Genomic DNA, 26,315 nt, shown 5'->3' on the forward strand with positions numbered 1-26,315 from the left:
TCCCCCAACAATCGATCAGCCCTCGTTCGGCGCCCCGTTGCCGATCGTGGACGGTTCCGGCCCGCCGCCGATCCGGGCGGGTTCGGCCAATGCATGGTTCTGATTCAAACCGGGTTTCCGCGCAACCAACTTCGCCGGATCGCGCATGTCGAAGCGTAGCCAGCCGCGCCCCAGTAGCGGCCGTGCGCCGTCCAGCTCGGCGAAGCGGACCAGCGCGCGCGGCGCCTCCTCCTCGGGCAGGGCCAGCACCTCCCCGCTGTCGAAGGTCAGGTCCCAGCGGCGATTGCCGATCCAGGTCGCGGCCTTGATCCGCGGTTTCAGCGCCGGTGCCGCGGCGAGCAAATTCTGGTAGCTCGCCTCTTGCCGGTCGGCGCCGGGGCCGATGATCAGCGGCAGGTCCGGGATCGCTTCGGGTCGCACCGGTTCCAGCAGCACGCCGCCTGCGTCGATCAGCGTCAGCTCGCCGCGATCCTGCCACACCGCCGCCGGTGTCCGCTCGACGATGTCGATCAGCAGCGTGTCGGGCAGGCGACGCGAGACATGCGCGTCGGCGATCCAGCCGTAGCGGAGCAGCTTCTGGCGCACCTCCTCCAGATCGACGAGCGGCATGGCCCGGGTCTGCTGATCGAGCGCGACGGCATAGACCGTCATCCGGTCCATCCGCTTCAGCCCGGTGATCTCGATCTGCTGGACACGCAGTCCCGCCTGCCCCGCCGTTTCCGCCAGCGCCGCGCCGACCATCGCCGGCACGCCCAGCCAGCTGGCCGCCACGATCGCGCCCGCGCCCACCGCGCCGGTGATCGTCCAGGTCACGGCGCGGCGCAGCGTCTGCTCGCTGACCGGCAGGCGCGCGACCAGCCGGTCCATCAACGGCACCTTCTTCGCCGGCTGGCGGCGCCGCGGCGCCGGCCGCTTGGGCGGGGAGCCGCGCTTGATCGTGCGGCTCATCCCGACCGGTCCTGCGTATCGACCATCGCCTCATCGACGATCGCCTGTACCAGCTCGGCATAGGACAGCCCGACGTGCCGCCCCTGTTCCGGGACCAGGCTGAGCGCGGTCATCCCGGGCTGGGTATTCACCTCGAGCAGGAACAGGCCGTCGACCCCCCGCTCGTCGTCCCAACGGAAATCGGACCGGCTGGTCCCGCGACAGCCGAGCAGCCGATGCGCCTCCAGCGCCAGCGACTTGCACGCGTCGGCGATCTCGTCCGGGATGCGTGCCGGGCAGACATGCTCGGTAACACCGTCGGTGTACTTGGCGTCGAAATCGTACCAGCCGTTGCGCGGGATCAGTTCGGTGACGCCCAGCGCCCGGTTGCCGAGCACCGCCGTCGTCAGCTCGCGCCCGCGGATATAGGGCTCGGCCAGCAGTTCGTCGAATTCCTGCCAGGGCCCGGTCGCGCCGGGTGAGATCGGATCCCCGTAATTGCCGTCCGCGGTGACGATCGCGACGCCGACCGACGAGCCCTCGTTCACCGGCTTCAGCACATAGGGGCGGGGCAGCGGATCGCGCTGGTACAGGTCGGCGGACTTCACGATCCGCCCGCCCGGCATCGGAATGCCATGCGGGACCAATGCCTGCTTCGTCAGCACCTTGTCGATCGCGATGACTGAGGTGGCAAGCCCGGAATGGGTGTAGCGGATACCCATCAGGTCCATGCATCCCTGAACGGTGCCGTCCTCCCCCGGCGAGCCGTGCAGCGCGTTGAAGACCAAGTCGGGCTTCGCCTCGGCCAGTCGCGCGGCGACATCGCGGTCCATGTCGATCCGGGTGACGCGATGCCCCAGCGACTCGAGCGCCACGGCCACGCCGGCGCCGGACTGCAGCGACACCGGCCGCTCGGCCGACCAGCCGCCCATCAGGACCGCGATGTGCATCGATCGGGGCGAGGACAGGTCAGCCAACACTCTCTCCGTCATCCCCGCGCAGGCGGGGATCCATAAACGCCGACGTGGCGATCGCAATCAGACCTTCACGGGTCCGGATTCCCGCCGGCGCGGGGATGACGGCGGGGCCGGCGCTCACGCCGCCACCCCCACCCGCTGGATTTCCCATTCCAGCGTCACGCCCGCGTGCGCCGCGACCCGTTCGCGGACTTCCTCGCCGAGCGCCTCGATCTCGGCACTCGTCGCCGAGCCCAGGTTGAGCAGGAAATTGCAATGCTTCTCCGACACCTGAGCGTCGCCGCGGGTCAGGCCGCGACAGCCGGCCGCGTCGACCAGCGCCCATGCCTTGTGCCCGGCCGGGTTCTTGAACGTCGAGCCGCCGGTGCGGGAGCGTAGCGGCTGGGAGGCCTCGCGCTCGGCGGCGATGCGGTCCATCTCGGCACCGATCGCCGCCGGTTCGGCCGGATGGCCCTCGAACACCGCCTCGATCACGATCGCGCCCGCCGGCAGGTCGGAATGGCGATAGGTATAGCCCAGATCGGCCGCGGCCAGGTCCACCCGCTCGCCGCTGCGCAGCACCACCGTTGCGCGGCGCAGGATGTCGGACACCTCGCGGCCATAGGCGCCGCCGTTCATCCGCACGAACCCGCCGACGGTGCCGGGGATCGACCGCAGGAACTCGATGCCGCCGATCCCCGCGTCGCGCGCCGTCGACGACACCAGGATACCGCTGGCACCGCCGCCGCACGACAGCGTCGTCGCGTCCAGATGCACGACCTTCGCGAACGGCTTGCCGAGCCGCACGACGACGCCGGGCACGCCGCCGTCGCGGACGATCAGGTTCGAACCCAGCCCCAGCGGCCACACCGGGACGGCAGGATCGAGGGCACGGAGGAAGTCGGCCAGATCGTTGCCATCGGCCGGTTCGAACAGCCACTCGGCCGCGCCGCCGGTCTTGAACCAGACGAGCGGCGCCAGCGGTGCCCCCGGGGTCAGGCGGCCGCGAACGGACGGCAGGGTCACCACGGACCGATGCCCCATAGTCGCGTCCATGCCTGCCACGCGGCCAGATTGGCCTCTGCCGCCTTGCGCGCGGCTTCCTGCGCCTGGACCATCGCATCACCGGCCTTGTTCGCCTGCCCGCCGGCATCGAGCAGCCGGCGCTGCGCATCCAGCATCTGCTTCTGAAGATCCACGGATGCCTTGAACCAGTCGGTCATCGCCGCTCTCCGATCGCCTGCGCCAGCCCGGCCGCCCATTTGGTGATGTCGCCGGCGCCCAGGCATACGACCATGTCGCCCGCACGCAGGTCGACCGCCAGCTCGGCGGCGAGCGCGTCGGCATCGGCGACGGTCGCGGCGTGGCGATGGCCGCGGCGCTTCAGGCCGGCGACCAGCGCCTCGCCATCGACGCCGTCGACCGGTGCCTCCCCCGCCGCGTAGACGGGGGTCACGAGCACGCGGTCCGCATCGTTGAAGGCGGTCTGGAAATCCTCCATCAGATTGCCGAGCCGCGAGTAGCGATGCGGCTGGACGACCGCGACGACGCGGCCCTGCACGCCCTCACGCGCCGCAGCCAGCACGGCGCGGATCTCGACCGGATGATGGCCGTAATCGTCGATGATCGTGGCGGTGCCACCGTCGATTGCGACCTCCCCGACCTTGGTGAAGCGCCGCTTCACCCCGCCGAACGCCTCGAACCCGCGCTGGATGGTCGCGTCGTCGATACCCAGTTCCAGCGCGACGCCGATCGCGGCCAGCGCGTTCTGGACGTTGTGGCGGCCCGGCATCGGCATCTCGATGCCCTCGATCGACCGGACGCCACCGTCGCGCGAGCGGACCAGACACTCGAACCGGTTGCCGCCGGGAATCGGCTGGACGTTGACGCCGCGCACGTCCGCCTGCGCGGAAAAGCCATAGGTGACGACCCGCCGGTCGCGGACGCGCGGCAGCACGTTCTGCACCTCGGGATGGTCGAGGCACAGAATCGCCGCGCCATAGAAGGGCACGTTCTCGACGAACTCGACGAACGCGTCCTTCACCGCATCGAAGCTGCCATAATGGTCGAGATGCTCGGGATCGATGTTGGTGACGACCGCGATCGTGCCGTCCAGCCGCAGGAAGCTGCCGTCGCTCTCGTCCGCCTCGACCACCATCCAGTCCGACGCACCGAGCCGGGCGTTCGAGCCATAGCTGTTGATGATGCCGCCGTTGATCACGGTCGGGTCGATCCCGCCCGCGTCGAGCAGCGCGGCGACCATGCTGGTCGTCGTCGTCTTGCCGTGCGTGCCGGCGATCGCGACCGTCGATTTCAGCCGCATCAGTTCGGCCAGCATCTCGGCCCGGCGCACCACCGGCACGCGCCGCTCCAGTGCCGCCTCCACCTCCGGGTTCGACCGGGTGATCGCGGTCGACACGACGACGACCGCCGCGTCGCCGATATTGTCGGCGGCATGGCCGATCGCGACCGGGATCCCCTTGTCGCGCAATCCTTGCACGACATAGCCCTCGGCCACGTCGCTGCCCTGCACGCGGTAGCCCAGGTTCTTCATCACCTCGGCGATGCCGGACATGCCGATCCCGCCGATCCCGACGAAGTGGATCGTGCCGATGTCGGTCGCGACACCCTTCATGCCGCCCCCCTCATGCCAGCGCCACCTTGCGCTGGGGTACCGTCACCGGCAGCCGGGCACGGGGGGCATCCAGGCTCTCGACCAGATCGGCCAAATCGCTGACCGCGTGGGGGCGCCCCACCCCCCTGGCGCGGCCGGCGGCGTTCTCCAGCGCGGTGGGGTCCAGCCCCAGCTTCTGCATCTGCTTGGCGAGTTCGACGGCGGTGAAGTTCTTCTGCGCGATCGTGCGCGCGCCGCCGGCATCGGTCATCTCGCGCGCGTTGGCGGTCTGGTGGTCGTCGGTCGCGGAGGGCAGCGGTACCAGGATCGCCGGGCGCCCGGCCGCGGTCAACTCCGCGATCGTCGAGGCGCCGGCGCGGGCGATCACCAGATGCGCCCAGGCCAGCTGCTCGGGCAGGTCGGGCAGATAGGTGGCGAGCTCGGCCGCGATCTGGTGTTCGGCATATTGCGCGCGCGCGGCGTCGATATCCTCGATCCGCGCCTGATGCGTGACCTGCAGCCGGCGGCGGAAGGTGGGTGGCAGCATCGCCAGCCCGTCCGGCACCACCGCGCTCAGCACGCTGGCCCCCTGGCTGCCGCCGGTCACCAGCACGCGGAAGATGCCATCCTCCTCCAGCAGCGGATAGGCCTTCGTCCGCAGCGCCAGCACCTGTTCGCGCACCGGATTGCCGACCAGATGGCTCTTGCCCATCAGCTTCTCGGGCAGGCGCTCGGTGCGCTCGTACGAGGTGGCGATGGCATCGACCCGGCGGGCGACCAGCCGGTTGACCCGGCCCAGCACCGCATTCTGCTCGTGCACCGCGGTCGGGATCTTCTCGGCGAACGCCGCCAGCAGCGCGGGCATCGCCGGATAGCCGCCGAAACCGATCACCGCCGCCGGACGGAACGTGCGGTACAGCTCGCGCGCCATCGCCCGCCCGCGCCACATCTCGCGCAGGGCCTTCGCATAGCCCAGCGGTCCGCCGACGAAGCGGCCCGCGGGCAGGACATGCGTCTGTACGCCGTCGAACAGGCCGGGAAAGCGCACGCCGCGTGCGTCGGACACCAGGGCGACGTGGTGCCCGCGCTTCGTCAATTCCACCGCCAGCGCCGCGGCCGGGACCATGTGCCCCCCGGTACCGCCCGCCGCCAATACGTAGTGTCTAGGGTGAGAGCTCATGATCGACGATGGCCATGACGGAGCCGGATCGGGCTCACAGGAAGGAAAGAGGAGGAGGCGATGCATCGCATCGTTGACGACGACTGACGCGTCTGTGGGGCCGATCCGGCCCGCCGCTCCGCGGTCGCCCCGAACGGGCTGCCGGACGGCGTCGCTTGCTTGCGCGTAGCATCAGCTACGCGTCTGCGCCGCGCTCCTTGCCGGCAGCCCGTCCGGGGCGATCCTGGCCATCGTCGATCATGAGTTCTCACCCTTGTCATTCGCCGCTCCAGCGGACCACGTAAGGCGACCGCGTCAGGAACGGATTGCGACGGGTGAAGGCCAGGAGCAACCCCATCCCGATCGACAGCGCGATCATCGACGACCCGCCATAGCTGATGAAGGGCAGCGTCATGCCCTTCGACGGCGCCATGCCGGTGTTCACCGCCATCGACACCAGTGCCTGCGCCCCGAACTGGGTCGCCAGCCCGGCCGCAGCCAGCAGCTTGAATTCATCCTGCTCGTCGAGCAGCTTGACGAAGACCCGCACGACGATGGCGAGGAACACGAGCGCGACGACGGAGCAGGCGATCAGGCCGAATTCCTCGCCGATCACCGAGAAGATGTAGTCCGTATGCGCCTCGGGCAGGCCGAACTTGGCCGATCCCGCGCCCGGCCCCGTCCCCGTCCAGCCGCCGGACGTCAGCGTGCGGTGCGCGGCATCCACCTGGAAATGGTCTGCCGCGCCCTCTCCCTCGACCGAGGGGAACAGGAACGCGTCGATGCGCGCACGCGCGGTGCCATAGAACAGATAGGCGGCGACCAGCCCGGCCGGTACCATCGCGCCCAGCCCGACCAGCACCCGCATCGGCGTGCCCGCGATCATCAACAGCGCCATCCACACCGCGCAGAAGATCACCGTCTGCCCGAAATCGGGTTGCAGCATCAGGATGACCGCGATGCATCCCGTCAGCCCGCCGGTGATCAGCACCGTCGGCAGTTCGCGGTCCTTGGCCTTCAGCGACAGCAGCCAGGCGACGGTGACGATGAACAGCGGCTTCAGGAATTCCGACGGCTGGAACTGCGCGAAGCCCCAGCCGATCCACCGCTTGGCGCCGTTCACCTCCACCCCGATCAGCGGGGTGAGCGCCAGCATCGCCACGAAGAACGCCGCGCCCGACACCGCGAACCGGCGCGCCTGCGCCACCGGCAGCATCGACACGACGAACAGCACCGGCAACGACACGCCGACCCACATCAGCTGCCGCCAGAAATAATAGAGCGGCGCGATCTTGTGCTTGTCGCCCGAATAGCGGGCGGCGGTGGCGGGGCTGGCCGCGGCGACGGCGATCAGGCCGATCGCGATCAGGAACAGCGTCAGCAGCAGGAGCATCCGGTCGATGTCCCAGAACCAGGTGCCGAGCGGCGAGCGGTCGCCGCGTCCGCCGCGCTTCTTAACCTGCGCCATCAGGCGTCCGGGGCCGTCCCGTGACACGTCGGTCATGCCGCACCCTCCTCTGGCAACGCCTCTACCGCAACGCGGAAGGCGGCACCGCGCGCCTCGAAATCGGCGAACTGGTCAAAACTGGCGCACGCCGGGGACAGCAGGACCACCTCGCCGGGCTGCGCCGCTGCTGCCGCTGCGGACACGGCTGCGGCCAGCGTGCCCGCTTCGTCCACCGGCATCCGCTCGCGCAGGATGGTGGCGAGCCGCGGCCCGGCCTCGCCGATGGTATAGGCGCGGATGACATGATCGAAATGCGGCGCGCACGCGTCCAGGTCGTCGCTCTTCGCGCGACCCCCGACGATCCAGTGGATGCGCGGAAACGCGGCGAGCGCCGGGGCGGCGCTGTCCGGATTGGTCGCTTTGGAATCGTTGACGAACCGTACGCCGCCGCGCACCGCGATCGTCTCCATCCGGTGCGGCAGGCCGGCGAAGCTGGCGAGGCAGCGGTCGATATCCACCTCGGCGATGCCCAGCGCCTTGGCCACGGCGATGGCGGCCAGCGCGTTCTGCGCATTGTGCGGCCCCTGCAACCCGGGCCAGCCGCGCTGGTCCAGGCACACGCCCGGCGCGATCTTGGTCAGGTGCTCGGCGCGCGCGGACAGGCTGCGGGCGATCGCGGCGGAGGGTGCGTTGCCGATGCCGATCACCGCCTCGTGCGCCGGCGACTGCATCACGAACAGCCGTGCCTTCGATGCGGCATAGTCGTCGAACCCGGCATAGCGGTCGAGATGATCGGGCGTGACGTTCAGCAGCACCGCGACATCGCAGTCGAGCGACGTCGTCAGGTCGATCTGGTAGCTCGACAGTTCCAGCACGTACACGCCACCGGCGGGCAGCGGATCCTGCGCCAGGATCGGCAGGCCGATATTGCCGCCCATCAGCGTCGGGATCCCGGCCGTCATGCAGAGATGATGGACAAGCGCGGTGGTCGTCGACTTGCCGTTCGTGCCGGTGATGCCGACGACGCGGTGCGGCGGCAGGTCGCCCCGCGCCTGCGCGAACAGCTCGATGTCGCCGATGACCGACACGCCCGCATCCCGCGCCTGCGCGGCGATCGGATGGGTGTTGAGCGGCACCCCGGGCGACACGACCAGCGCGTCGAAGCCGGTCAGGTCGTCGAGCGGCGCGACGACAAGATCCTCCCCGGCACGGGGGGCGAGTTGGTCGCGCCGCGCCGCGTCGCTATCCCACGCCACCACGCTCGCACCGCCCGCCACCAACGCGCGCACCGTCGCCGCGCCGGAGCGCGCCAGCCCCAGCACCGCGAACCGCTTGCCCGCCCAGGCGCGCGACACGATCACCGCAGCTTCAACGTCGACAGGCCGGCGAGCGCCAGCACGAAGGCGATGATCCAGAACCGGATCACGACGGTCGGCTCGCTCCAGCCCATCTGCTCGAAATGATGGTGGATCGGCGCCATCTTGAACACGCGCTTGCCCGTCCGCTTGTAGAAGAACACCTGGATGATCACCGACAGCGCCTCGACGACGAACAGGCCGCCGATGATGCCCAGCACGATCTCGTGATGGGCGACGACGGCGATGGTGCCCAGCGCGCCGCCCAGTGCCAGGCTGCCGGTATCGCCCATGAAGACCGCGGCCGGCGGCGCGTTGAACCACAGGAAGGCGAAGCCGGCGCCCACCACCGCGCCGCAGAAGATGGCGAGCTCGCCCGCGCCCGGCACGTGCGGGATGCCCAGATACTCGGCGAACTTCACGTTGCCCGCCAGATAGACGATGACCATGAACGCGACCGACGCGATGATGACCGGCATCGTCGCCAGTCCGTCCAGCCCATCGGTCAGGTTCACCGCGTTGCCGAACGCCACGATCGTGAAGGCGGCGAACAACGGGTAGAAATACCAAAGCTCGATATACATGCGGTTGGTGAACGGCAGGAACAGTCCCGATCCGTTCTGCTGCATCACGATCCATGCTGCGATGCCGGCGATGATGAATTCCAGCAGCAGCCGGACGCGCCCGGGTACGCCGGCCGTCGTCGCCTTCCGCACCTTGTCGTAATCGTCGAGGAAGCCGATCGCGCCGAACCCCAGCGTGACGAACAGGCAGGCCCAGACGAACGGATTGCTCAGGTCCATCCACAACAGGATGGCCAGCGTCATCGCGGTCAGGATCATCAGCCCGCCCATCGTCGGGGTGCCGCGCTTGGCCAGATGGGTCTGCGGACCGTCGGCGCGGATCGGCTGCCCCTTGCCCTGGCGAACCCGCAGCCAGCCGATGAACCGCGGGCCGATGACCAGCCCGATCAGCAGCGCCGTCGCCACCGCCGCGCCGGTCCGGAACGACTGGTAGCGGATGAGGTTGAGAACGCCGGTGAAGCCCAGCTGCTCGGCGATCCAGTACAGCATCTACGCGCCCCTGAGGCCCGCGACGACCCGCGCCAGCCCTACCCCGTTCGAACCCTTGATCAGCACCACGTCGCCGGGCGCCAGCATGTCGCGCACGGCCGTCGATGCCGCCGTCGCGTCGGCCACATGGACGATGTCCATCCGCCCGGCAAGCGCCGCGGCGAGCGGCGCCATTGCTTCGCCGACCAGCACGGCCGCTTCGACGCGGGCGGCGATCACGGCGTCGGTCAGGCCGACGTGGTACGCCACGGATGCGTCGCCCATCTCCAGCATGTCGCCCAGCACCGCCACGTGCCGGCCGGGCTCGTTGGCGAGTACCGCCAGCGTCGCCCGCATCGATGCCGGATTGGCGTTGTAGCTTTCGTCGATCACCAGCGCCTCGCCGCCGGGCAGCACGGTCGTGAACCGCGCGCCCCGCCCCGGCAGGCCGCCCAGCTCGGCCAGGGCCAGTCCAGCCAGCCCCAGATCCGCGCCGATCGCGTCGACGGCGGCCAGCACCGCCAGCGCGTTCGACACCCAGTGGGCGCCCGGCTGCGACAGGGTAAAGCTCAGTTCGCGCTCGCCGATGCTGGCGGTGACGAAGCTGGCCCCGGAATCGAGCCGCATCGATTCGAGCGCGCGGACGTCGGCGCCCTTCCCTTCGCCGAAGGTCACGATGCGCCCGGCATGGCGCCGCGCCGCGGCGATCAGGCGGTCGCGGTGCGGGCTGTCGAACGGCACGATCGCGGTGCCGCCGGGCTCCAGGCCACGAAAAATCTCTCCCTTGGCATCGGCGATCGCGGCTTCGTCGGGGAAGAACTCGGTGTGCGCCGGCGCGATGGCGGTGACGATCGCGACATGCGGGCGGACCAGCGTGGTCAGGTGTGCCAGCTCGCCCGGATGGTTCATCCCCATCTCCAGCACGGCGGCACGGGTCGCTGCCGGCATTCGCGCCACCGACAGCGGCACGCCGGTGTGATTGTTGTAGCTTTTCACCGACCGGTGCACCTGCCCGCGCATGCCACGGTCCAGGCAGGCGAACAGCGCCTCCTTGGCGCTCGTCTTGCCGACCGATCCGGTGACGCCGATCACCCTGGCGGCGGTACGGTCGCGGGCGGCACGGGCGATGGCCTCCAGCGCGACGAAGCTGTCTTGGACGCGGACGTGCGGGTGCGGCGTCTCGGCGCTGACGATGGCGCCCGCCGCCCCTTGCGCGAACGCCTGGTCGAGGAAGCGGTGACCATCGGTCGTCTCGCCCGCCAGCGCCACGAACAGATCGCCCTGCCCCACCTCTCGCGAATCGAACGCCACGCCGCCGACATCGAACGCGGCGGAGGCGGTGCCGCCCGTTGCCGCGGCGAGCGCGGCGGACGTCCAGAGCGCGCTCACGCCGCCACCTCCCGCGCGACAGCGACGTCGTCGAACGGCAGCACCATTTCGCCGACGATCTGGCCCTGCTCGTGCCCCTTGCCCGCGATCAGGACGATGTCCTGGTCGCCCGCCTCCCCGATGGCGGCGGCGATCGCGTCGCGGCGATCGCCGATCTCGATCGCTTCGGGACAGCCGCGCAGCACCTGCGCACGGATGCGGGCGGGATCCTCCGTCCGGGGATTGTCGTCGGTGACGTAGACGCGGTCGGCACGCGCGGCGGCGACCTGCCCCATCGTCTCGCGCTTGCCGGCGTCGCGGTCGCCGCCGGCGCCGAAGACGACGATCAGGCGGCCGCCCGCATGCGGCTTCAGCGCGGCGATGGCCGCCTCCAGCGCATCGGGCGTATGGGCGTAATCGACATAGATCGGTGCCCCGCTGGGCGCGATCGCGGCGCGCTCCAGCCGGCCGCGCACGGGTTGCAGCCGCGCCATCGCCGCCAGCGTCTCGGCGACCGGTCCGCCGGTCGCGATGACCAGTCCCGCCGCCACCAGCGCATTCGCCGCCTGGTACGCGCCGATCAACGGCAGCCGGACATGATGGACCGCGCCCGCCGCCTCGATCGTCAGCCCCTGTCCCAGCAGCGTCGGATCGCGGCCGACCAGCCGCAGCGTCGCACCGCGCTCGCCGACGGTGATCAGCGTGTTGCCGCGCTCCCGCGCCAGATCGAACACGCGGCCCGATTCGACGTCGTCGACCCAGATCACCGCCGTCCCGTCCGGGGAGAGAACCTCGGAGAACAGGCGAAGCTTGGCGGTCAGATACGCGCCCATGTCGCCGTGATAGTCGAGATGGTCGCGCGACAGGTTGGTGAAGGCCGCCGCCTCGACCCGCAGCCCCTCGGTCCGGTACTGGTGCAGGCCGTGACTGGACGCCTCGAACGCCAGATGCGTCACCCCCTCGCGCGCGAGCCCCGCGACGTTCGACAGGAAGGTCACGACATCGGGCGTCGTCAGCCCGGTCGTCACCCGCTCGTCGGCGGTAGTGACGCCCAGCGTCCCGATCGATGCCGCGTGGTGGCCGGCCATCCGCCACAGCTGGCGGGTCATCTCGACGACCGACGTCTTGCCGTTGGTACCGGTGACCGCGACCGCCGTCGCCGGAAAGGGTGCGAAGAAGGCGGCGGCCAGCCGGGCGAACGCGGCGCGCGGCTCGTCGTCGACGATGTGGACCGCGCCCTCGACCGTCGCGCCCGGCGCCGCCACGACGGCGACCGCGCCCGCCCTGACCGCCTCTGCGATATAATCCTCGCCGTTCACGCGGGCGCCGCGGAATGCCCCGAACACCGTGCCCGGCGCGACCTTGCGGTGGTCGATCGCGAAGCCGGTCACTGCCACCGCCTCGCCGCCGCCGGTCAGCTGCCCCAGCCTCACCGCGCCGCCCTCACTGGCCGGTGGGCGGGCGGCGGGACGGATCGTCCCACAGGGTCGGCACGATGTCCGACACGTCGATGTCGCGCCGCTCGTCGGGGACGACGCCCAGCATCGCGCCGACGCGCGAGATGGTGCGCCCCACGACCGGGGCCGCGTTCCAGGCGGCGGTTTTCCAACCGAAGGTCTCCTTCGTCCCCAGCGGCGAGTCGAGCATCGCCAACACGACATAGCGCGGTGCGTCCATCGGGAAAGCCGCCGCGAACGTGGCGACGTTGCGCGACCGGTCGTACCCGCCGGCCACCGCCGCCTCCGCGGTCCCGGTCTTGCCGCCGACGCGGTAGCCGGGCGCCTCGCCCTTGCGTCCGGTGCCGCGCAGCACGATCAGGCGCAGCATCTGCCGCATCCTCGCGCTCGTCGCCTCGCTGATGACGCGGCGGCCGGCGGCGGCGTGGCCCGGCTCGACCTTCAGCAGCGTCGCCGGGCGCCAGATGCCGCCGTTGACCAGCGTGGCATAGGCGCTGGCGAGGTGCAGCGGCGTCACCGCGATGCCGTGGCCATAGGCGGTAGTCATCGTCGTGGTGCGCGCCCAATAGGTCGGCATCAGCGGCCGTCCCTTCTCGCGCAGCTCGATATCGGGCTTGGTGTCGAAGCCCAGCTTGCGGAACATCGCCTGCATCCGCTGCGGCCCGATCTCGTCCGCGACGCGCGCGGTGGCGATGTTGGACGAATAGATCAGCGTCTCGGCCATGTTCAGCCAGCGCTTGGGATCGCCGCGCTCGTCGTGGATCGTGTAGCCACCCACCTTCAGCGGATGGGTTGCATCGAAGCGGCGCGCGAACGAGGTGACGACGCCGGTCTCCATCGCGGTCGCCATGGTGATCGGCTTGAAGGTCGATCCCAGCTCGAACACGCTCTGGGTGGTGATGTTGCGCAGTTCCTCGGTGCCGGCCATGCCGACGCGGTTCGGGTTGAACGTCGGCAGCGACACCATCGCCACGACCTCGCCCGTCGCCACGTCCATCACGATACCGCCGGCGCCCCGCGCCGAGAAGGTCGCCATCGCCCGGCCGAGTTCGCTCTCCATCGCCGCCTGGACCCGCGTGTCGATCGACAGGGCGATCGGCTGGCCGGCGGTGGCCGGGTTGGTCAGCCGCTCGTCGAGGACGCGCTCCATTCCCGACATGCCGTGGCCGTCGGTCGACAGGAACCCCAGCGCATGCGCCGCCATGGTCGATTGCGGGTACAGCCGCTGCGTCTCGCGCGCGAAGACCAGCGCCGGCTCGCCGATCGCATTGACCTGCTCGACCAGCGCCGGGCTGGCGCGCCGCTGCAGATAGGTGAACGAGACGGGCTTGGTCAGCTGGGCATAGAACCATGCCTGGTCGCCCCGGTCGGGCATCAGCGCGGCGAGGCGCGCCGCGATCTCCATCGGGTCGCCGATCAGCTTCTTGGGGTGGACCGCAATCGTCCATGCATCGATCGTCCGCGCCAGCGGCGCGCCGTTGCGATCGACGATATCGCCGCGCCCGGCGATCGCGGTGGCGCGCGCCTCGGCCTCGGATCCCGACAGCACCGCCAGCATGCCCAGCCGCGCGATCACCAGCAGCACCGCCGCGGCGAACGCCAGCATCATCATCATCAGGCGCGTATGCGCCGTCGCCACCAGCTGGTGGCGCTGCTGGGCGGTGCCCCGATGCGCGACCGGCCGGGCGACGAGCGTGGTCAACGGCGGTGGCCCGCCTCGGTCCGCGCACCGGTCAGGATGTCGCCCAGCGTCGAATCCGACAGCAGCTTGCGGTCGAGCAGCGCCACCGCCTGCGGCCGCACCTTGGCGACGGCGGCGGCGGCGCGGGCGACGGATACCTCGGCGACGCGTACCGGCGCAGCGGCCGGCGCCCGGGTCGTCGTCGCCGTCACCCGCGCGACCGCGGCGGCAGGCGCCGGCACCGGTGCGGTCGCCGCGACCAGCGTCATCGCCGGCTGCATCAATGGCTGCGGCACGCCCGACGGCACGACCAGCGCGGCCTGCCGCACGCCCGGCATGCCACCCGTCGGCAGTGGCGTATTGACGTCGAGCGAGGCCAGCGCCGCCTCGTCGCTGACGAACTGGCCGGCGACCGGCGCCGTCAGCGCCAGCGTGTCGCCGTTCCACTTCTCCAGCTGCACCAGATTGGCGCGGGTGTCGAACTCGGTCTCCAGCGCGCGGATGTCGCGCTCCGCCGTCGCGATCCGGCGGTTGACCAGGTCGAGCTTCTTCCGCTCGCCGGCGACGTGGAGCGAGATCAGGTAGAAGCCGAGCACGGCGGCGACACAGCCCCCGAACCAGCCGATCCCCCGCAACCGATACGCCGCCGTCATATTCCCGTCTCCTGTTCCCACGCCGGGGCGGCCGTCCGCCTCGCCACCCTCAGCGTCGCCGATCGTGCGCGCGGATTCGTCGCAACCTCGACCTCACCGGCGCGCACCGCGCGGCCCACCTCTTCGAAACTCGGTGCCGCCGCCTTACTGGCCTGCGGCAGATGACGCGAACCTGAAGGCGCGGCGCCGGACCGGTCGCGCAGGAAGCGCTTGACCACGCGGTCCTCCAGGCTGTGGAAGGTCACGATCGCCAGCCGGCCGCCCGGCTTCAGCACCCGCTCCGCGGCGGCGAGGCCGTCGGCCAGTTCGCCCAGTTCGCGGTTCACATGGATGCGGATCGCCTGGAACGTGCGGGTCGCCGGGTCCTTCTTGTCGTGCGGCTTGTGGCCGGTCGCCCGCCGCACGATCGCGGCCAGTTCGCCGGTCCGTGTCAGGGGTCGTGCCGCCACGATCGCGCGCGCGATCCGCCGCGACTTCGGCTCGTCGCCGTAGCGATAGATGACGTCGGCGATGGCTGCCTCGTCGGCCTCGTTCAGGAAATCGGCCGCGCTCGGCCCCTCCTGGCTCATCCGCATGTCGAGCGGCCCGTCCGCCTGGAACGAGAAGCCCCGCTCCGCCTGGTCGAGCTGCATCGACGACACGCCGATGTCCATCGTCACCCCGTCGACCGGCGCCGCATCCAGCGCGGCCAGTTCGCCCTCCATCGCCGAGAAGTCGGCATGGACCAGCGTCAGCCCGTCGATGCCGGACCGCCGCCCCGCCCCGATCGCGTCGGGATCGCGGTCGAACGCGATCACCCGCGCCCCCGTCGCCAGGATCGCGCGGGTATAGCCGCCCGCGCCGAACGTCGCGTCGACCATCGTCTCGCCCGGCTGCGGCGACAGGCCGGCGATCACCTCCGCCAGCAGGACGGGTACGTGCGGCGCCACGGTCACAGCGCGATCCCCTTCTGCGCCATGTGGAACTGCGCCATCGCCTTCACGACGCGCGGCATGTCGGCCGTCTCGATCAGCGTGCGGGGATCCCAGATCTCGATATAGTCGAGCACGCCGTAGAAGAACGCATGCTCGCCGATGCCGGCATAGAAGCGGGGAAAGGCGGGCATGATGAACCGGCCGGAACCGTCGAACGGCACCGCCTCGCCGGATGCGCCGGCCCGCTTGATGTTGTAGTCGAACTCGCCGTCGGGGCCGGTGTGCTCCGCCTCGCGCTTGTCCAGCTGCGCGGCCAGCACGTCGAGATAACCCGGATCATAGGCGATCAGGCACGGGTTCTTCTGGTGCGCGCCGATCACGATCGTGCCGCCGTTCTTGCCGTCGGCCTTGGGTGCGTTGGCCGCGAGCGTGGCGCGCAGGGCAGAGGGTATGGCAACGCGACCCTTGTCGTCGACAAGACCGATGCCATCGCCCTGATATCGCCCCCTGGACACAAGCTGACTCCGCCCCTCTGCAGGCAAATCTTTCCCATGTCGAGAAGCGACCTTCGCCACCGCCCGACCAACGAACGCACACGGGAATTCTGCCCCTGAGTTAACCTGTACGTATCAGTGCCCCCCCTTCGTCGCAACGGGATTTTTGGGGAAATCAGGGGAAAAGATGGTCGACCATGGTCGAACCGGGGGCCAGTTGGGGTGAAGCGCACTTCACATCCAATCTGCCGGCAAAAATGCTTTCAGATCAGCGATTAAGCCGGAGTGTCTAAGTTTGGGACAGAATCGCTGATGCGGGCGTCCAAGCGGCCCGGGATGACGTCCCGCGGGCCCGGCGATCCGGCCACTCCGGCCTGTTCCGGCACGTCTCGCAGGGGGGGGGCAAAACGGCGATGTCGCAGCGGGCGGCGGGATCGCATCCCGCGGCGGAAAAAGTGACCGATCGCCGCCCGGGGTGGGGACGACCGCGGTGGGGGAGGCAGCGATCGGTCTCTCCATAGACGGAGACGAGCCACCGATCCCTTGCAAAATGGACGAAGAATTTTCCGGCCGGACCAGCGCGATCGGGGCAAGCCGGCGCAGATCGCGGCCTCAGCGTGCTCCTTCGGCCGGACCCTGGAGGTTCGCACTGCTGGGTGCCACCCCCATCTCCGCGAGCGGCTCGCCCGTTCCCAGGGCGGCGGTGTCGTTGGTCGCGGCGATCTCGGCAACCAGATTGGCCTGTGCGGAGCCGGTCACCGGCCGCTCTCGCGTGGCGCTACTGATGATCGCACTCGCGATCACGATCAGCACCACCACCGCGATAAGGCCGATCATGCCGACCTTGATGCGCTGGAGCGGCTGCGAAGGTTCGGGCCGGCCATCCATCTGGTCCGATCCATCTACCCGTTCGTCGCCCATTTCTCAAGCCACGGTCTGGCCCAGCCCTTTCGAGGCACGCCACGCCGGATCGTAGAGGCTCGACAGGTAGCGGAAGCCGGTATCGCACAGGATGGTCGCCACCCGGCTCCCCGCCCCCAGCTGTCGGGCCAGCGCCACCGCACCGGCGACGTTGATGCCCGACGACAGGCCCAGGCACAGCCCCTCCTCGTCGAGCAGCCGCCGCACCCAGCGGTAACCCTCGTCGTCGGAGATGCGGAACTGGGTGTCGATCGGCGCGCCTTCCAGATTGGCGGTGATGCGGCCCTGGCCGATCCCCTCCGCCACCGACGATCCTTCCGACTTCAGCTCGCCATGCGCGTAATAATCGTACAGCGCCGCGCCGTGCGGGTCGGTCAGCGCGATCGTCACGCCTTCGTCCTTGGCCTTCAGCCCCATGCCCACCCCGGCGATCGTGCCGCCCGTGCCGGCCGCACAGGTGAAGCCGTCGACCCGCCCGTCCATCTGCGCCCAGATCTCCTCGGCGGTACCGGTGATGTGGGCACGGCGATTGGCGATGTTGTCGAACTGGTTGGCCCAGACCGCGCCCGGCGTTTCCTCGGCGATCCGGCGCGAGGTGTGAACGAAGTGGTAGGGGCTGGCATAGGGCGCGGCCGGCACCAGCACGAGTTCGGCGCCCAGCGCTCTCAGCGTGTCCATCTTCTCGCGGCTCTGGGTCTCGGGCATCACGATGATCGTGCGATATCCCTTGGCGTTGGCGACCAGTGCCAGGCCGATGCCGGTGTTGCCGGCGGTCCCCTCCACGATCGTTCCGCCCGGCTGCAACGCCCCGCGCGCCTCGGCATCCTCGACGATCGACAGCGCCGCGCGATCCTTCACCGAGGCGCCGGGATTGGCGAACTCGCACTTGCCGAAGATCTCGGCCCCCGCCTCGTCGCTGGGGCCCTTCAGGCGGACGAGCGGCGTGTTGCCGATGAGGGACAGGGTATCTGGGATGATGGGCATCGCCCGGACATAGGAGGATGGCGGGTCCGGGCCAAGCGATGCCGGCTTGACCGTCGCCAAGCCGCGCTAATGACCCCACCCGGCCTGCCGCGTTTTTCGCGATTGCAGCACATCCGTGCTTGACGCTGGGGAAAGCAGAGGCGAAGCGCGATCCGCTATGAAGATGCGCTCCTTTATCGTCCTCCCGCTCCTGGCGCTCGCCGCCTGCAACTCGCAGCCCTCGCAGCCCGAGGTGATCGAGACCAATCCCGACCCGATGAAGAACCAGCTGGCGAACGCCGCGCCGGTCGAACTGCCGCCGGCGATCCGTGCGGACAAGACGCTGCGCTGCGCCGACGGCTCGCTGGTCGGCGTCACCTTCTTCCAGGGCGACAAGCTCGCCAGCGTCCGCGTGCCCTCCACGGCCACGCCGGTCCGCGTGACGGCGCCGGAGGCGGGAAAGCCGTTCGTCGGCGAAAACGGCACGACGCTGACCGGCGACGAGAAGAACGTGACGGTCACCGTCGCGGGCAAGCCCGCGCTGTCCTGCCACGACTGATCGTTCCGATCGGTGTATCGCAAAGCGGCCGGCGGAGCGATCCGCCGGCCTTTTTTCTTGCCAGGCCGTCCCGTGGCAGTCACCCTGACGGGTACCGATGGAGCGACTTGACCCGCAGATCGTGCTGGGCGCCTACGCGCTGGGCGTTTTCCCGATGGCCGACGCACGCAACGCCGATGCCGTCTATTGGGTGGAGCCGCGGCGCCGCGCCATCCTTCCGCTCGACGGCTTCCGTCCCTCCCGGTCGCTGCGCCGCACGATCGCCGCCGACCGTTTCCGGGTCACCGCCGACCGCGCATTCGGCGCCGTCGTCCGGCTATGCGCGGAAAGCGTCGCGGATCGGCCGGAGACCTGGATCAACGGCAGCATCGAACAGGTCTTCAACGACCTCCACCATGCCGGGCGCGCCCACTCGGTCGAGTGCTGGCATGGCGAGCAGCTGGTCGGCGGCCTGTACGGCCTGGCGATCGGCCGGGCGTTCTTCGGCGAAAGCATGGTCAGCCGCACGACCGATGCGTCGAAGGTGGCGCTGGCATGGCTGGTGGCGCGACTGAAGGCGGGCGGGTTCACCCTTCTCGACTGCCAGTTCCAGACGACCCACCTCGCCTCGCTGGGCGCGGTCGAGATCCCGCGGGCGCGCTATATGGAGTTGCTGGCCGGGGCGTTGGCGGGTTCGGTGCCCTCGCCGTCGGGATTGACCCCCGGGGTCGACGATGCGGACTTCGGCGCGCTCGACCGGGCGGCGCGCGGTTCCGCGACGGTATCCGGCCCGGTCGCCGGAAAGGACATCGTGCAGCTCTTGGTCCAGACGTCGTAGATCGGGTGGTTGACGACGTTCAGCGCGGGACGCTCCCTGAACAGCCAGCCCGAAAAGGTCCGCCGCCACGCGCGGTCGGCACCCCGCACGTCGACCTGCACGAACGCGCCGGTCAGCGCCTCCTGCTCCCATGGCGCGGTCTTCTCGCAGGCACTCAGGCGGACGACGAGATCGCCGATCCGCGCGACGCCGCCCGGCTTCAGCGTCACCTCGCGTGCCTCGCCGTTACGCTTGTTCAGCACGCCGAGCACCGCGACGCGCTGCGCCATCGGCGTCGTACCCTGGTCGGCGACCGCGCCGCCGGTCGCGACCGTCTCGATGTCGTCGGGCACACCCTCCGGCACCACCTGCGCCACCCGGCCGACGGTGGCGGGCGCGGGGCGGCTGGTCAGCGCGCGATAGCCGAACCATCCGCCAGCCAGCAGCGCCGCGGCCACGATGACCGCGGCCAGCCACCGTATCATCCCTCGGGCGTCCACGCTTCGTAATCGCCGGTGGCGGCGGCCCGCTGGCCACCCTTCTCCAGCGCGCCCGACGGGCGATAGGCGAGCGCGGTACCGGTCATGTTCGGCACGGCCGGCTTCTCCCACCGGCGCTGCGGCGGCAGGGCGCGGTCGGGCACGTCGTCGACCTGGCGGTGCAGCCAGCTGAACCATTCGGGTGGCACCCGGCTGGCGTCGTTCGCGCCCTCATAGATCACCCAGCGGCGCGGATTGCCGGCGGTGTCGGTCCGGCCCTCGTAATAGACGTTGCCCAGCGCGTCCTCGCCCATCTTGCGCATGCCGCGCAGGCCGTAGAACCAGGTGCCCCAGCTGGCGCCGTTCCACCAGGTGAAAGGATTGCGATTGATGCCCATGGCGCCCGCTTACCGCGGCGCGGCGTCGCCAGCAACCGCCGCTTTGAGCCAGCTGACCCGGTCGCCCTCGCCGATCCCCAGTTCCGCGGTACGGCCGCCCGGCACCTCCAGCACGGCGGCGACCACCTCGCCCGACAGCACCGGCGTCTCGGAGAAGGGGACGGCGTTCTCGGCGATGCGGGCGATCGTGCCGTCCGCGCGGATGAACACGATGTCCAGCGCGCTCGGCGTGTTCCTCATCCAGAAGCTGGCGAGCCGCGGCGGCCCGCCATCCGGCGGATACGGGGCGAACAACATGCCGAAATCCGGCGCCAGCCCGGTCCGGTACATCAGCCCGCGCTCCTGCTCCGCCGCGGTCCGCGCCAGCTCGGCGCGAAAGACGTGGCGTCCGCCCGGTCCCTGTATCGTCACCGGCACCACCCGGACGGCGTCGGCCTGCTCGCGTTCGCCACCGCAGCCGGCGATCAGGCAGGCGAGCGCGAGCGGGGCGACGATGCGCGGCGTCACGCCCATATCCTCAGTCCAGCGGCTCGACGGCGGCGGCCAGCGGCCCCTTGCCGCCGTCCACCACCCGCGCGCGCAGCGGCTGCTCGGGCTCGACCTCGCCGATCCCGGCCCGGCGCAGCGTCTCCATATGGACGAACACGTCGTGGCCGTCCGCGGCACGGACCAGGAAACCATATCCCTTCAGCCGGTTGAACCATTTGACGGTCACCGGCTCGAACGGCCCGGCATCGTCGATCAGCGCGACGGGATCGATTCGCCCCGACGCGGGGCGGGTACGGGCGGGGCCGGTCTCGACCACCGCGTCGGTCAGGTCGATGGCGACGATCTCGCTCGCCTGGTAACCGCGCCCGCGCTCGACGACCAGCGCCTCGACCCGCGCCCCCTCGGGCAGGCTGCGGCGGCCATGCGGCTGCAGAACACTGAAATGGACCAGCACGTCGCCGACCGACGCGTCGTCAGTCACCGCAAAGCCGAAGCCGCGGGTCACGTCGAACCACTTGATCACGCCGGCGACCGGCATCGGCTGCCCCGCCGGCCCGTCCACCTGCTCCTGTTGCGCCATCATCGCGTCACCCCTGGCAGGCGCCTGACTAGCATGGTTCTGCGCCGTCGCAACAAGATGACGTCATACCTTCATCGAAATGGGGCATCTCCCCCGGTGCGGCCGAGGCGATCGTCCGCGCCAGGCCAAAGGGATGGCCGGCGCGGATCATCGCGCCGATGTGCTTCTCGCGCTGCGGCCGGTCCGCCGCGGCCGTCGCGAACGGGCCGATCCGCTTGCGCCGGGCGAACGCCAGCGCGCTGTCCAGCGCACCGTCCTCCACCGCGGGGCGCACCGCGTCGGCATCCTGCTGGCCGACCCGTGCCTGGCGCAGCGCCGCGGCCACCCGGCCCGCGCCCAGACCGCGCCGGGTCAGCGACGCCGCCTTCGCCTCGGCATAGGCCCGGTCGTCGACATAGCCGAGCGCGGCCATCCGCCCGGCCACCGCGTCCGGATCCGCCGGCGCGCCGTCCCATCCCCGCTCGCGGATCTTGCGGCGCAGGTAATCGGCCAGCTTCCCCTGCGTCGTCGCGAACCGCTCGACATAGCGCAGCGCCAGCCGGTCGAGCGCCGCGGCGTCCAGGGGTGGAATGGGGCGGCGCGGTTGGGCCATCGGCCATCATTGTGCCACACTGGCCCGCGAGAGGAAACGTGGGTGCGCACGCGCGCCGCAGAAAAGCAACGAAGGCTTCGACGATGACGACCGACACGCCCGCCATGGCCGCGCCTGCCGCCCCGCCCCCCGCCCCCATGGCCGGGACGCCGACCCAGGATGCCCTGCCCCGCCGCTTCGCCGACTTCGCGACTCTGGGCGAGGCACTGGATTACGCCGCGACGGGTAACCGCGGGCTTAATTTCCACGACGCGCGTGGCGCGCTGCTGCGGCCCTATTCCTTTGCCGAGCTGCGGCAGGACGCGCTGGTCGCCGCCCGCCGCCTGATCGCCGCCGGGGTGCAGCCGCAGGACCGCATCGCGCTGGTCGCCGAAACCTCCGCGGAGTTCGCGGCGCTCTTCTTCGGCACCGTCTATGCCGGCGCCTGGCCGGTGCCGCTGCCGCTGCCGACCTCGTTCGGCGGCCGCGATTCCTATATCGACCAGCTCCGCGTCCAGCTGTCGAGCTGCGATCCGACCATGCTGATCTTCCCGCCCGAACTCGCCGCGATGGCGGGCGAGGCGGCATCGCTCGCCGGCGTCGCGGGCATCGACTGGTCGGAACTCGCCACGCGCGACGCGCCGGAGGCGGCGCTGCCCGGCGCCGGGACGGACGACATCGCCTATCTGCAATATTCCAGCGGATCGACCCGCTTCCCCCACGGCGTCGCGATCACGCACCGGGCGCTCCTGAACAACCTCGCCGCGCACAGCCACGGCATGGCGATCCGGGACAGCGATCGCTGCGTCTCATGGCTGCCCTGGTACCACGACATGGGGCTGGTCGGCTGCTTCCTCTCGCCCGTCGCCAACCAGGTGTCGACCGATTACCTGAAGACCGAGGATTTCGCCCGCCGTCCGCTCGCCTGGCTCGACCTCATCAGCCGCCACGACGGCACCACCCTCTCCTACTCGCCGACCTTTGGCTACGACATCTGCGCACGGCGCATGTCGTCGCAGACCCGCGCCTCCGACCGGTTCGACCTGTCGCGCTGGCGGGTGGCGGGCAACGGCGCCGACATGATCCGCCCCGACGTCATGCAGGGCTTCGTCGACGCCTTCGCCGATGCCGGGTTCAAGGCGTCGGCCTTCCTCCCCAGCTATGGCCTTGCAGAGGCGACGCTGGCGGTATCGATCATGCCACCGGGCGAGGGCATCCGCGTCGAACTGGTCGAGGAGACCGAATTGTCCGGCAGCGACCATGACGGCCAGCGCCCCCAGCGCTTCCGCGCCATCGTCAATTGCGGCAAGCCCGTCCGCGACATGGACGTCGAGGTCCGCGAGGAAGACGGCACGCCGTTGCCGGAGCGGGCGATCGGCAAGATCTGGTGCAGCGGCCCGTCCGTCATGGTCGGCTATTTCCGCGACGAGGCGGCGACCGACGCCTGCATGGCCGCCGATGCCGACGGGAAGGTCTGGCTCGACACCGGCGACATGGGATACATGTCGGACGGCTATCTCTACATCGTCGGCCGCGCCAAGGACATGATCATCGTCAACGGCAAGAACCACTGGCCGCAGGACATCGAATGGGCGGTCGAGCAGCTGCCCGGCTTCAAGGCGGGCGATATCGCCGCCTTCGCCATCACCACGCCCGGCGGCGAGGAGACGCCGGCGGTGCTGGTCCAGTGCCGCAGCAGCGACGAGAACGAGCGCACCCGCCTGCGCGACGCCATTCGGGAGCGGGTCCGCTCGGTCACCGGCATGAACTGCGTCATCGAACTCATCCCGCCGCGCACCCTGCCCCGCACCAGCTCGGGCAAGCTCAGCCGCGCCAAGGCCCGCAACCTCTACCTCGCCGGCGAGATCAAGCCCTACGCCATCGCGGCGTAACGGCGATATGCGAGGCGGAGGCCTGCTCTCCCCCCATCGTCATCCCCGCGAAGGCGGGGATCCAGATGCACAGGCTTGCGCGGGACGCACGAGCTTTGACGAAGAGGGCGCCGACCCTGCACGCGGATGGCGGGAAGCGGTGAAATCCAGCCAGACAGCTTTCAGCTATGAGATGATGCAAGCGGCCGTTCAATTCGCGGTAGCGCAGCCCCAGCCGTCGTAGTCGCCGTCGTTCTCCCGTGCTGCTCTATAAAGATCGATCGTGACATCATCGATCTCATCGGGCCGATCGATCCTATCGAATTCGATCTGAAACTCTCCATCGGCGTCTCTGTTTTGGGAGATGGCATAGCCTTTGGTGACAAGGTGCTGCGTAAAGGCCTTCCTGTCGCGAGGTGTTTTGAAGATCGCAGAATGATCAATTTTCCGAGCAGTTTCGATGTGGTCGCCGGCCTTAAGCAACCGGTCAATCACGTCGCGGTTCCCCATACGTTGCAGGTCTCCCGGGGACGGGTGAAGAAACTGCCAGTAAGTAGACCAATCGGCGTCTGCACGAATCCCGGTTTCAAAACGATACTCTGGCCAATTTTCCATTGCCGTTTTGATGACTCCCTCAATGGACTGGCACCGAGTGTAAAAATAGAACTCTCTGTTCCCGCTAGAAGTATTTCGACCTACTTATAGGGAGCTTCCATCGCTTTCGATAGCTAGCGCGAGGGAATTTTCGATCTTTATAAGTTCGTCATATTCTTCTTGGCTAGAAAGCCCATCTGGTCGGGGACTATTCAAATGAACGCGCAAGTATGCTATATTCCGGAGGTCAGCAATCGGAGCCTCTTTGGCTACCCCAAGGTCAACGAAGATCGAGGCTGGTTCGTCGTCAACGAGCAATGCGTAGAAGTTCCACTGGTCTGACATCTGCAAATCCGAACCTGTTACGGTCTGACGTTAGCGCCCCAACCCTAACTTTCAACGGCCACTTCTGGGTGAACCGCAACGCATCGCGATCGGCTACGACTGGCCGCATCCGGCCATGTCCTACTCGCCGTCATGAGCATAGAACCACCTCATGCGCGCGCCACCACCTCGCTCCATCACGCCGCCAACGTGGCAAACTTACGTTAGCAAACCTGTCTCAACTTTCCGTTGCCAGATGATCCGCGTCGTTTTGCAGCCACCCGCCGCCATCCCCTTGATCCCGCACGCGATCACCTGTGCCCGGCACCCCGCCTCAACATTCGGCGGGAGGGCTCGCATGGCACAACTTCCTCAACATTCGCGGACGCCGTCACTCGTGGCGCAGGGCGTCGATCGGGTTCAGCGCCGCCGCGCGGCGCGCGGGGAAATAGCCGAACACCACCCCGATCACCGCCGATATCGCGAAGGCGATCAGGTTGATCTGCGGGTCGAACGTCCATGGCACCCGCATCCACGGCACCAGCGCCAGGATCACCAGCTGCGCCAGGATCAGTCCGATCACCCCGCCCAGGCACGACAATGCCACCGCCTCGACCAGGAACTGGAGCAGCACCTCGCGCGCGACCGCGCCGATCGCCAGCCTGATGCCGATCTCGCGCGTCCGCTCGGTCACCGACACCAGCATGATGTTCATGATGCCGATCCCGCCGACCACCAGCGAGATCGCGGCGACCGCGGCGACGATGCGGGTCAGCATCATCGTCGTGCCGGTCAGCGTATCGCTGATCTGTTTGGTATCGAAGATATTGAAATCGTCGTCCTTGCCGCCGGTGATGGTGCGCCGCTCGCGCAGCAGGTCGGCGATCGCCGCCTGCACCGTCTGGGTCGAATAAGCCTGGTCGACGCCGACCAGCATCAGCCGGATGTCGCGGCTGCCGGTGAAACGGCGCTGCACCGCCTTGATCGGCATCACCACCACGTCGTCCTGGTCGCCGAAGCCGCCCTGCCCGCGCGTGGTCAACGTGCCGATCACGTCGCAGCTGATATTGCCCAGCCGCATGCGCGCGCCGACCGCCTCGCCGCCGCGGAACAGGTTCTGGCGAACGGTATTGCCGATCAGGCATACCGCCTTGCCCGCCGCTTCCTCGGCCGGCGTCCAGTACCGGCCCGACGACAGCGGCCATGGCTGCACCGTCAGGAACGCGCTGGTGGTGCCGTTGATCGTCGTCGACCAGTTGGCGCCGTTGTAGATCGCGGTGGCCGACGCGCTGGCCTGTGGCGCGACGGCGGTGACGCCGGCGATCTGGTTGGCGATCGCCTCGACATCCTCTTCCTTGAAGTCGGGCGGACGCGGCCCGCCGCCGCCGCGGCCGAAGCCCTGTCCCGGCCGGATCTGGAGCACGTTGGTGCCCAACGCCGAGATCGACGCCTGTACCGCAGAGGTCGTCGCCTTGCCCAGCGTCACCATCGTCACGACCGCGCCGACGCCGATGACGATGCCCAAGATGGTCAGGAACGAGCGCAGCAGGTGCCGACGGATCGATCGGAGCGCCAGGACGAGCGTGGTGCCGAACATCAGGTCATGCCCCCTTGCTCGTCATCCCCGCGCAGGCGGGGATCCGGACGCGTGGCGGCGTCGATGGAAGCGCACGAATTGGCGTGTTTAGCAGCG

Annotated in this window: 26 protein-coding genes and 2 pseudogenes; 3 read left to right on the top strand and 25 right to left on the bottom strand. The window is 69.5% G+C overall.

The genetic code is table 11. The features are described from left to right. Positions 1-15 precede the first annotated feature (15 nt). From ABC319_RS06750 to ABC319_RS06830, 17 genes are all read right to left on the bottom strand, one after another. Entirely contained in the window at positions 16-948 is a 933-nt protein-coding gene (locus ABC319_RS06750) for a cell division protein FtsQ/DivIB (RefSeq protein ID WP_413069484.1), read from the bottom strand. Continuing rightward, positions 945-1,877, bottom strand: a complete 933-nt coding sequence (locus tag ABC319_RS06755) for a D-alanine--D-alanine ligase (protein WP_413071638.1) — start codon at positions 1,875-1,877, stop codon at positions 945-947. Before ABC319_RS06755 ends, ABC319_RS06750 begins: the two co-directional genes overlap by 4 nt. A gap of 144 nt (positions 1,878-2,021) precedes the next feature. Beyond that, positions 2,022-2,927: a UDP-N-acetylmuramate dehydrogenase gene (murB, locus tag ABC319_RS06760; RefSeq protein WP_413069485.1), complete on the bottom strand. Its 906-nt coding sequence runs from the start codon at positions 2,925-2,927 to the stop codon at positions 2,022-2,024. Next, entirely contained in the window at positions 2,906-3,106 is a 201-nt protein-coding gene (locus ABC319_RS06765) for a hypothetical protein (RefSeq protein ID WP_413069486.1), read from the bottom strand. The genes murB and ABC319_RS06765 overlap by 22 nt, the downstream gene beginning before the upstream one ends. Continuing rightward, positions 3,103-4,518: a UDP-N-acetylmuramate--L-alanine ligase gene (murC, locus tag ABC319_RS06770; RefSeq protein ID WP_413069487.1), complete on the bottom strand. Its 1,416-nt coding sequence runs from the start codon at positions 4,516-4,518 to the stop codon at positions 3,103-3,105. The genes ABC319_RS06765 and murC overlap by 4 nt, the downstream gene beginning before the upstream one ends. A gap of 10 nt (positions 4,519-4,528) precedes the next feature. After that, complete coding sequence (gene murG / locus ABC319_RS06775; RefSeq protein WP_413069488.1) at positions 4,529-5,623, bottom strand: undecaprenyldiphospho-muramoylpentapeptide beta-N-acetylglucosaminyltransferase; 1,095 nt, start codon at positions 5,621-5,623, stop codon at positions 4,529-4,531. Between the two features lie 310 nt (positions 5,624-5,933). After that, complete coding sequence (locus ABC319_RS06780; RefSeq protein WP_413069489.1) at positions 5,934-7,160, bottom strand: FtsW/RodA/SpoVE family cell cycle protein; 1,227 nt, start codon at positions 7,158-7,160, stop codon at positions 5,934-5,936. Beyond that, positions 7,157-8,464 carry a UDP-N-acetylmuramoyl-L-alanine--D-glutamate ligase gene (gene murD / locus ABC319_RS06785; protein ID WP_413069490.1) on the bottom strand — a complete coding sequence of 436 codons (1,308 nt, stop codon included), beginning with the start codon at positions 8,462-8,464 and terminating at the stop codon, positions 7,157-7,159. The genes ABC319_RS06780 and murD overlap by 4 nt, the downstream gene beginning before the upstream one ends. Beyond that, the gene (mraY, locus tag ABC319_RS06790) at positions 8,461-9,531 is read right to left on the bottom strand and encodes a phospho-N-acetylmuramoyl-pentapeptide-transferase (RefSeq protein WP_413069491.1); all 1,071 of its coding nucleotides are present in this window, start codon (positions 9,529-9,531) and stop codon (positions 8,461-8,463) included. Before mraY ends, murD begins: the two co-directional genes overlap by 4 nt. Next, positions 9,532-10,899 (bottom strand): UDP-N-acetylmuramoyl-tripeptide--D-alanyl-D-alanine ligase, encoded by a 1,368-nt coding sequence (locus ABC319_RS06795; protein ID WP_413069492.1) that lies wholly within the window; start codon positions 10,897-10,899, stop codon positions 9,532-9,534. Next, positions 10,896-12,311, bottom strand: a complete 1,416-nt coding sequence (locus tag ABC319_RS06800) for a UDP-N-acetylmuramoyl-L-alanyl-D-glutamate--2,6-diaminopimelate ligase (protein ID WP_413069493.1) — start codon at positions 12,309-12,311, stop codon at positions 10,896-10,898. Before ABC319_RS06800 ends, ABC319_RS06795 begins: the two co-directional genes overlap by 4 nt. Before the next feature lie 10 nt (positions 12,312-12,321). Continuing rightward, positions 12,322-14,037, bottom strand: coding sequence for a peptidoglycan D,D-transpeptidase FtsI family protein (locus tag ABC319_RS06805; RefSeq protein WP_413069494.1), 1,716 nt, complete (start codon positions 14,035-14,037; stop codon positions 12,322-12,324). Continuing rightward, on the bottom strand, positions 14,034-14,669 hold the full coding sequence (locus ABC319_RS06810) for a hypothetical protein (protein WP_413069495.1): 636 nt from the start codon (positions 14,667-14,669) through the stop codon (positions 14,034-14,036). Before ABC319_RS06810 ends, ABC319_RS06805 begins: the two co-directional genes overlap by 4 nt. Then, a complete protein-coding gene (rsmH, locus tag ABC319_RS06815; RefSeq protein ID WP_413069496.1) occupies positions 14,666-15,604 on the bottom strand; it encodes a 16S rRNA (cytosine(1402)-N(4))-methyltransferase RsmH in 939 nt (312 codons plus the stop codon). The genes ABC319_RS06810 and rsmH overlap by 4 nt, the downstream gene beginning before the upstream one ends. Continuing rightward, positions 15,601-16,098, bottom strand: coding sequence for a division/cell wall cluster transcriptional repressor MraZ (locus ABC319_RS06820; protein WP_413069497.1), 498 nt, complete (start codon positions 16,096-16,098; stop codon positions 15,601-15,603). Before ABC319_RS06820 ends, rsmH begins: the two co-directional genes overlap by 4 nt. 591 nt (positions 16,099-16,689) lie before the next feature. Beyond that, complete coding sequence (locus ABC319_RS06825; RefSeq protein ID WP_413069498.1) at positions 16,690-16,998, bottom strand: hypothetical protein; 309 nt, start codon at positions 16,996-16,998, stop codon at positions 16,690-16,692. 3 nt (positions 16,999-17,001) lie between these two features. After that, entirely contained in the window at positions 17,002-17,982 is a 981-nt protein-coding gene (locus ABC319_RS06830; protein WP_413069499.1) for a cysteine synthase A, read from the bottom strand. A 157-nt stretch (positions 17,983-18,139) separates the two neighbouring features. On the opposite strand from ABC319_RS06830, the gene ABC319_RS06835 reads away from it, so the two are divergent. Both ABC319_RS06835 and aat read left to right on the top strand, forming a co-directional pair. Continuing rightward, complete coding sequence (locus ABC319_RS06835; protein ID WP_413069500.1) at positions 18,140-18,520, top strand: hypothetical protein; 381 nt, start codon at positions 18,140-18,142, stop codon at positions 18,518-18,520. Positions 18,521-18,617: 97 nt separating this feature from the next. After that, positions 18,618-19,337: a leucyl/phenylalanyl-tRNA--protein transferase gene (aat, locus tag ABC319_RS06840; protein WP_413069501.1), complete on the top strand. Its 720-nt coding sequence runs from the start codon at positions 18,618-18,620 to the stop codon at positions 19,335-19,337. Positions 19,338-19,372: 35 nt separating this feature from the next. Here aat and ABC319_RS06845 read toward each other — a convergent pair. From ABC319_RS06845 to ABC319_RS06865, 5 genes and pseudogenes are all read right to left on the bottom strand, one after another. Next, positions 19,373-19,801: pseudogene (locus ABC319_RS06845) on the bottom strand (DUF2155 domain-containing protein); the annotation flags it as partial. Next, positions 19,798-20,193, bottom strand: coding sequence for an NADH:ubiquinone oxidoreductase subunit NDUFA12 (locus ABC319_RS06850; RefSeq protein WP_413069502.1), 396 nt, complete (start codon positions 20,191-20,193; stop codon positions 19,798-19,800). The gene ABC319_RS06850 and the pseudogene ABC319_RS06845, both read right to left, overlap by 4 nt. Positions 20,194-20,202: 9 nt before the next feature. Continuing rightward, on the bottom strand, positions 20,203-20,706 hold the full coding sequence (locus tag ABC319_RS06855) for a DUF192 domain-containing protein (protein ID WP_413069503.1): 504 nt from the start codon (positions 20,704-20,706) through the stop codon (positions 20,203-20,205). 4 nt (positions 20,707-20,710) lie between these two features. Then, a complete protein-coding gene (locus ABC319_RS06860) occupies positions 20,711-21,265 on the bottom strand; it encodes a cold-shock protein (protein ID WP_413069504.1) in 555 nt (184 codons plus the stop codon). Positions 21,266-21,290: 25 nt separating this feature from the next. Beyond that, positions 21,291-21,854, bottom strand: a complete 564-nt coding sequence (locus tag ABC319_RS06865; protein WP_413069505.1) for a regulatory protein RecX — start codon at positions 21,852-21,854, stop codon at positions 21,291-21,293. Positions 21,855-21,958: 104 nt separating this feature from the next. Here ABC319_RS06865 and ABC319_RS06870 point away from each other — a divergent pair, with 104 nt between their 5' ends. Continuing rightward, positions 21,959-23,725 carry a fatty acyl-AMP ligase gene (locus ABC319_RS06870; protein WP_413071639.1) on the top strand — a complete coding sequence of 589 codons (1,767 nt, stop codon included), beginning with the start codon at positions 21,959-21,961 and terminating at the stop codon, positions 23,723-23,725. A 189-nt stretch (positions 23,726-23,914) separates the two neighbouring features. Here ABC319_RS06870 and ABC319_RS06875 read toward each other — a convergent pair whose 3' ends face one another. From ABC319_RS06875 to ABC319_RS06885, 3 genes and pseudogenes are all read right to left on the bottom strand, one after another. Continuing rightward, positions 23,915-24,214, bottom strand: a complete 300-nt coding sequence (locus ABC319_RS06875; RefSeq protein ID WP_413071640.1) for a ribonuclease E inhibitor RraB — start codon at positions 24,212-24,214, stop codon at positions 23,915-23,917. A 39-nt stretch (positions 24,215-24,253) separates the two neighbouring features. After that, positions 24,254-24,643, bottom strand: a pseudogene (locus ABC319_RS06880) (DUF695 domain-containing protein); the annotation flags it as partial. 370 nt (positions 24,644-25,013) lie between these two features. Next, on the bottom strand, positions 25,014-26,219 hold the full coding sequence (locus tag ABC319_RS06885; protein ID WP_413069506.1) for an ABC transporter permease: 1,206 nt from the start codon (positions 26,217-26,219) through the stop codon (positions 25,014-25,016). Positions 26,220-26,315: the final 96 nt, after the last annotated feature.

The organism is Sphingomonas phoenicis (genome assembly GCF_047238005.1).
Lineage (GTDB): Bacteria > Pseudomonadota > Alphaproteobacteria > Sphingomonadales > Sphingomonadaceae > Sphingomonas.

Bases quoted from the DNA above. Each gene is read 5' to 3' on its own strand.
- murC (WP_413069487.1), bottom strand. From the start codon at position 4,518: ATGAAGGGTGTCGCGACCGACATCGGCACGATCCACTTCGTCGGGATC.
- ABC319_RS06825 (WP_413069498.1), bottom strand. From the start codon at position 16,998: ATGGGCGACGAACGGGTAGATGGATCGGACCAGATGGATGGCCGGCCC.
- ABC319_RS06865 (WP_413069505.1), bottom strand. From the start codon at position 21,854: ATGGCCCAACCGCGCCGCCCCATTCCACCCCTGGACGCCGCGGCGCTC.
- ABC319_RS06875 (WP_413071640.1), bottom strand. From the start codon at position 24,214: ATGGGGAACCGCGACGTGATTGACCGGTTGCTTAAGGCCGGCGACCAC.
- ABC319_RS06750 (WP_413069484.1), bottom strand. From the start codon at position 948: ATGAGCCGCACGATCAAGCGCGGCTCCCCGCCCAAGCGGCCGGCGCCG.
- murG (WP_413069488.1), bottom strand. From the start codon at position 5,623: ATGGTCCCGGCCGCGGCGCTGGCGGTGGAATTGACGAAGCGCGGGCAC.
- ABC319_RS06810 (WP_413069495.1), bottom strand. From the start codon at position 14,669: ATGACGGCGGCGTATCGGTTGCGGGGGATCGGCTGGTTCGGGGGCTGT.
- mraY (WP_413069491.1), bottom strand. From the start codon at position 9,531: ATGCTGTACTGGATCGCCGAGCAGCTGGGCTTCACCGGCGTTCTCAAC.
- murB (WP_413069485.1), bottom strand. From the start codon at position 2,927: ATGGGGCATCGGTCCGTGGTGACCCTGCCGTCCGTTCGCGGCCGCCTG.
- ABC319_RS06870 (WP_413071639.1), top strand. From the start codon at position 21,959: ATGGCCGCGCCTGCCGCCCCGCCCCCCGCCCCCATGGCCGGGACGCCG.
- ABC319_RS06835 (WP_413069500.1), top strand. From the start codon at position 18,140: ATGAAGATGCGCTCCTTTATCGTCCTCCCGCTCCTGGCGCTCGCCGCC.
- ABC319_RS06830 (WP_413069499.1), bottom strand. From the start codon at position 17,982: ATGCCCATCATCCCAGATACCCTGTCCCTCATCGGCAACACGCCGCTC.
- ABC319_RS06860 (WP_413069504.1), bottom strand. From the start codon at position 21,265: ATGATGGCGCAACAGGAGCAGGTGGACGGGCCGGCGGGGCAGCCGATG.
- ABC319_RS06765 (WP_413069486.1), bottom strand. From the start codon at position 3,106: ATGACCGACTGGTTCAAGGCATCCGTGGATCTTCAGAAGCAGATGCTG.
- ABC319_RS06885 (WP_413069506.1), bottom strand. From the start codon at position 26,219: ATGTTCGGCACCACGCTCGTCCTGGCGCTCCGATCGATCCGTCGGCAC.
- ABC319_RS06850 (WP_413069502.1), bottom strand. From the start codon at position 20,193: ATGGGCATCAATCGCAATCCTTTCACCTGGTGGAACGGCGCCAGCTGG.
- ABC319_RS06855 (WP_413069503.1), bottom strand. From the start codon at position 20,706: ATGGGCGTGACGCCGCGCATCGTCGCCCCGCTCGCGCTCGCCTGCCTG.
- aat (WP_413069501.1), top strand. From the start codon at position 18,618: ATGGAGCGACTTGACCCGCAGATCGTGCTGGGCGCCTACGCGCTGGGC.
- ABC319_RS06780 (WP_413069489.1), bottom strand. From the start codon at position 7,160: ATGACCGACGTGTCACGGGACGGCCCCGGACGCCTGATGGCGCAGGTT.
- ABC319_RS06755 (WP_413071638.1), bottom strand. From the start codon at position 1,877: ATGCACATCGCGGTCCTGATGGGCGGCTGGTCGGCCGAGCGGCCGGTG.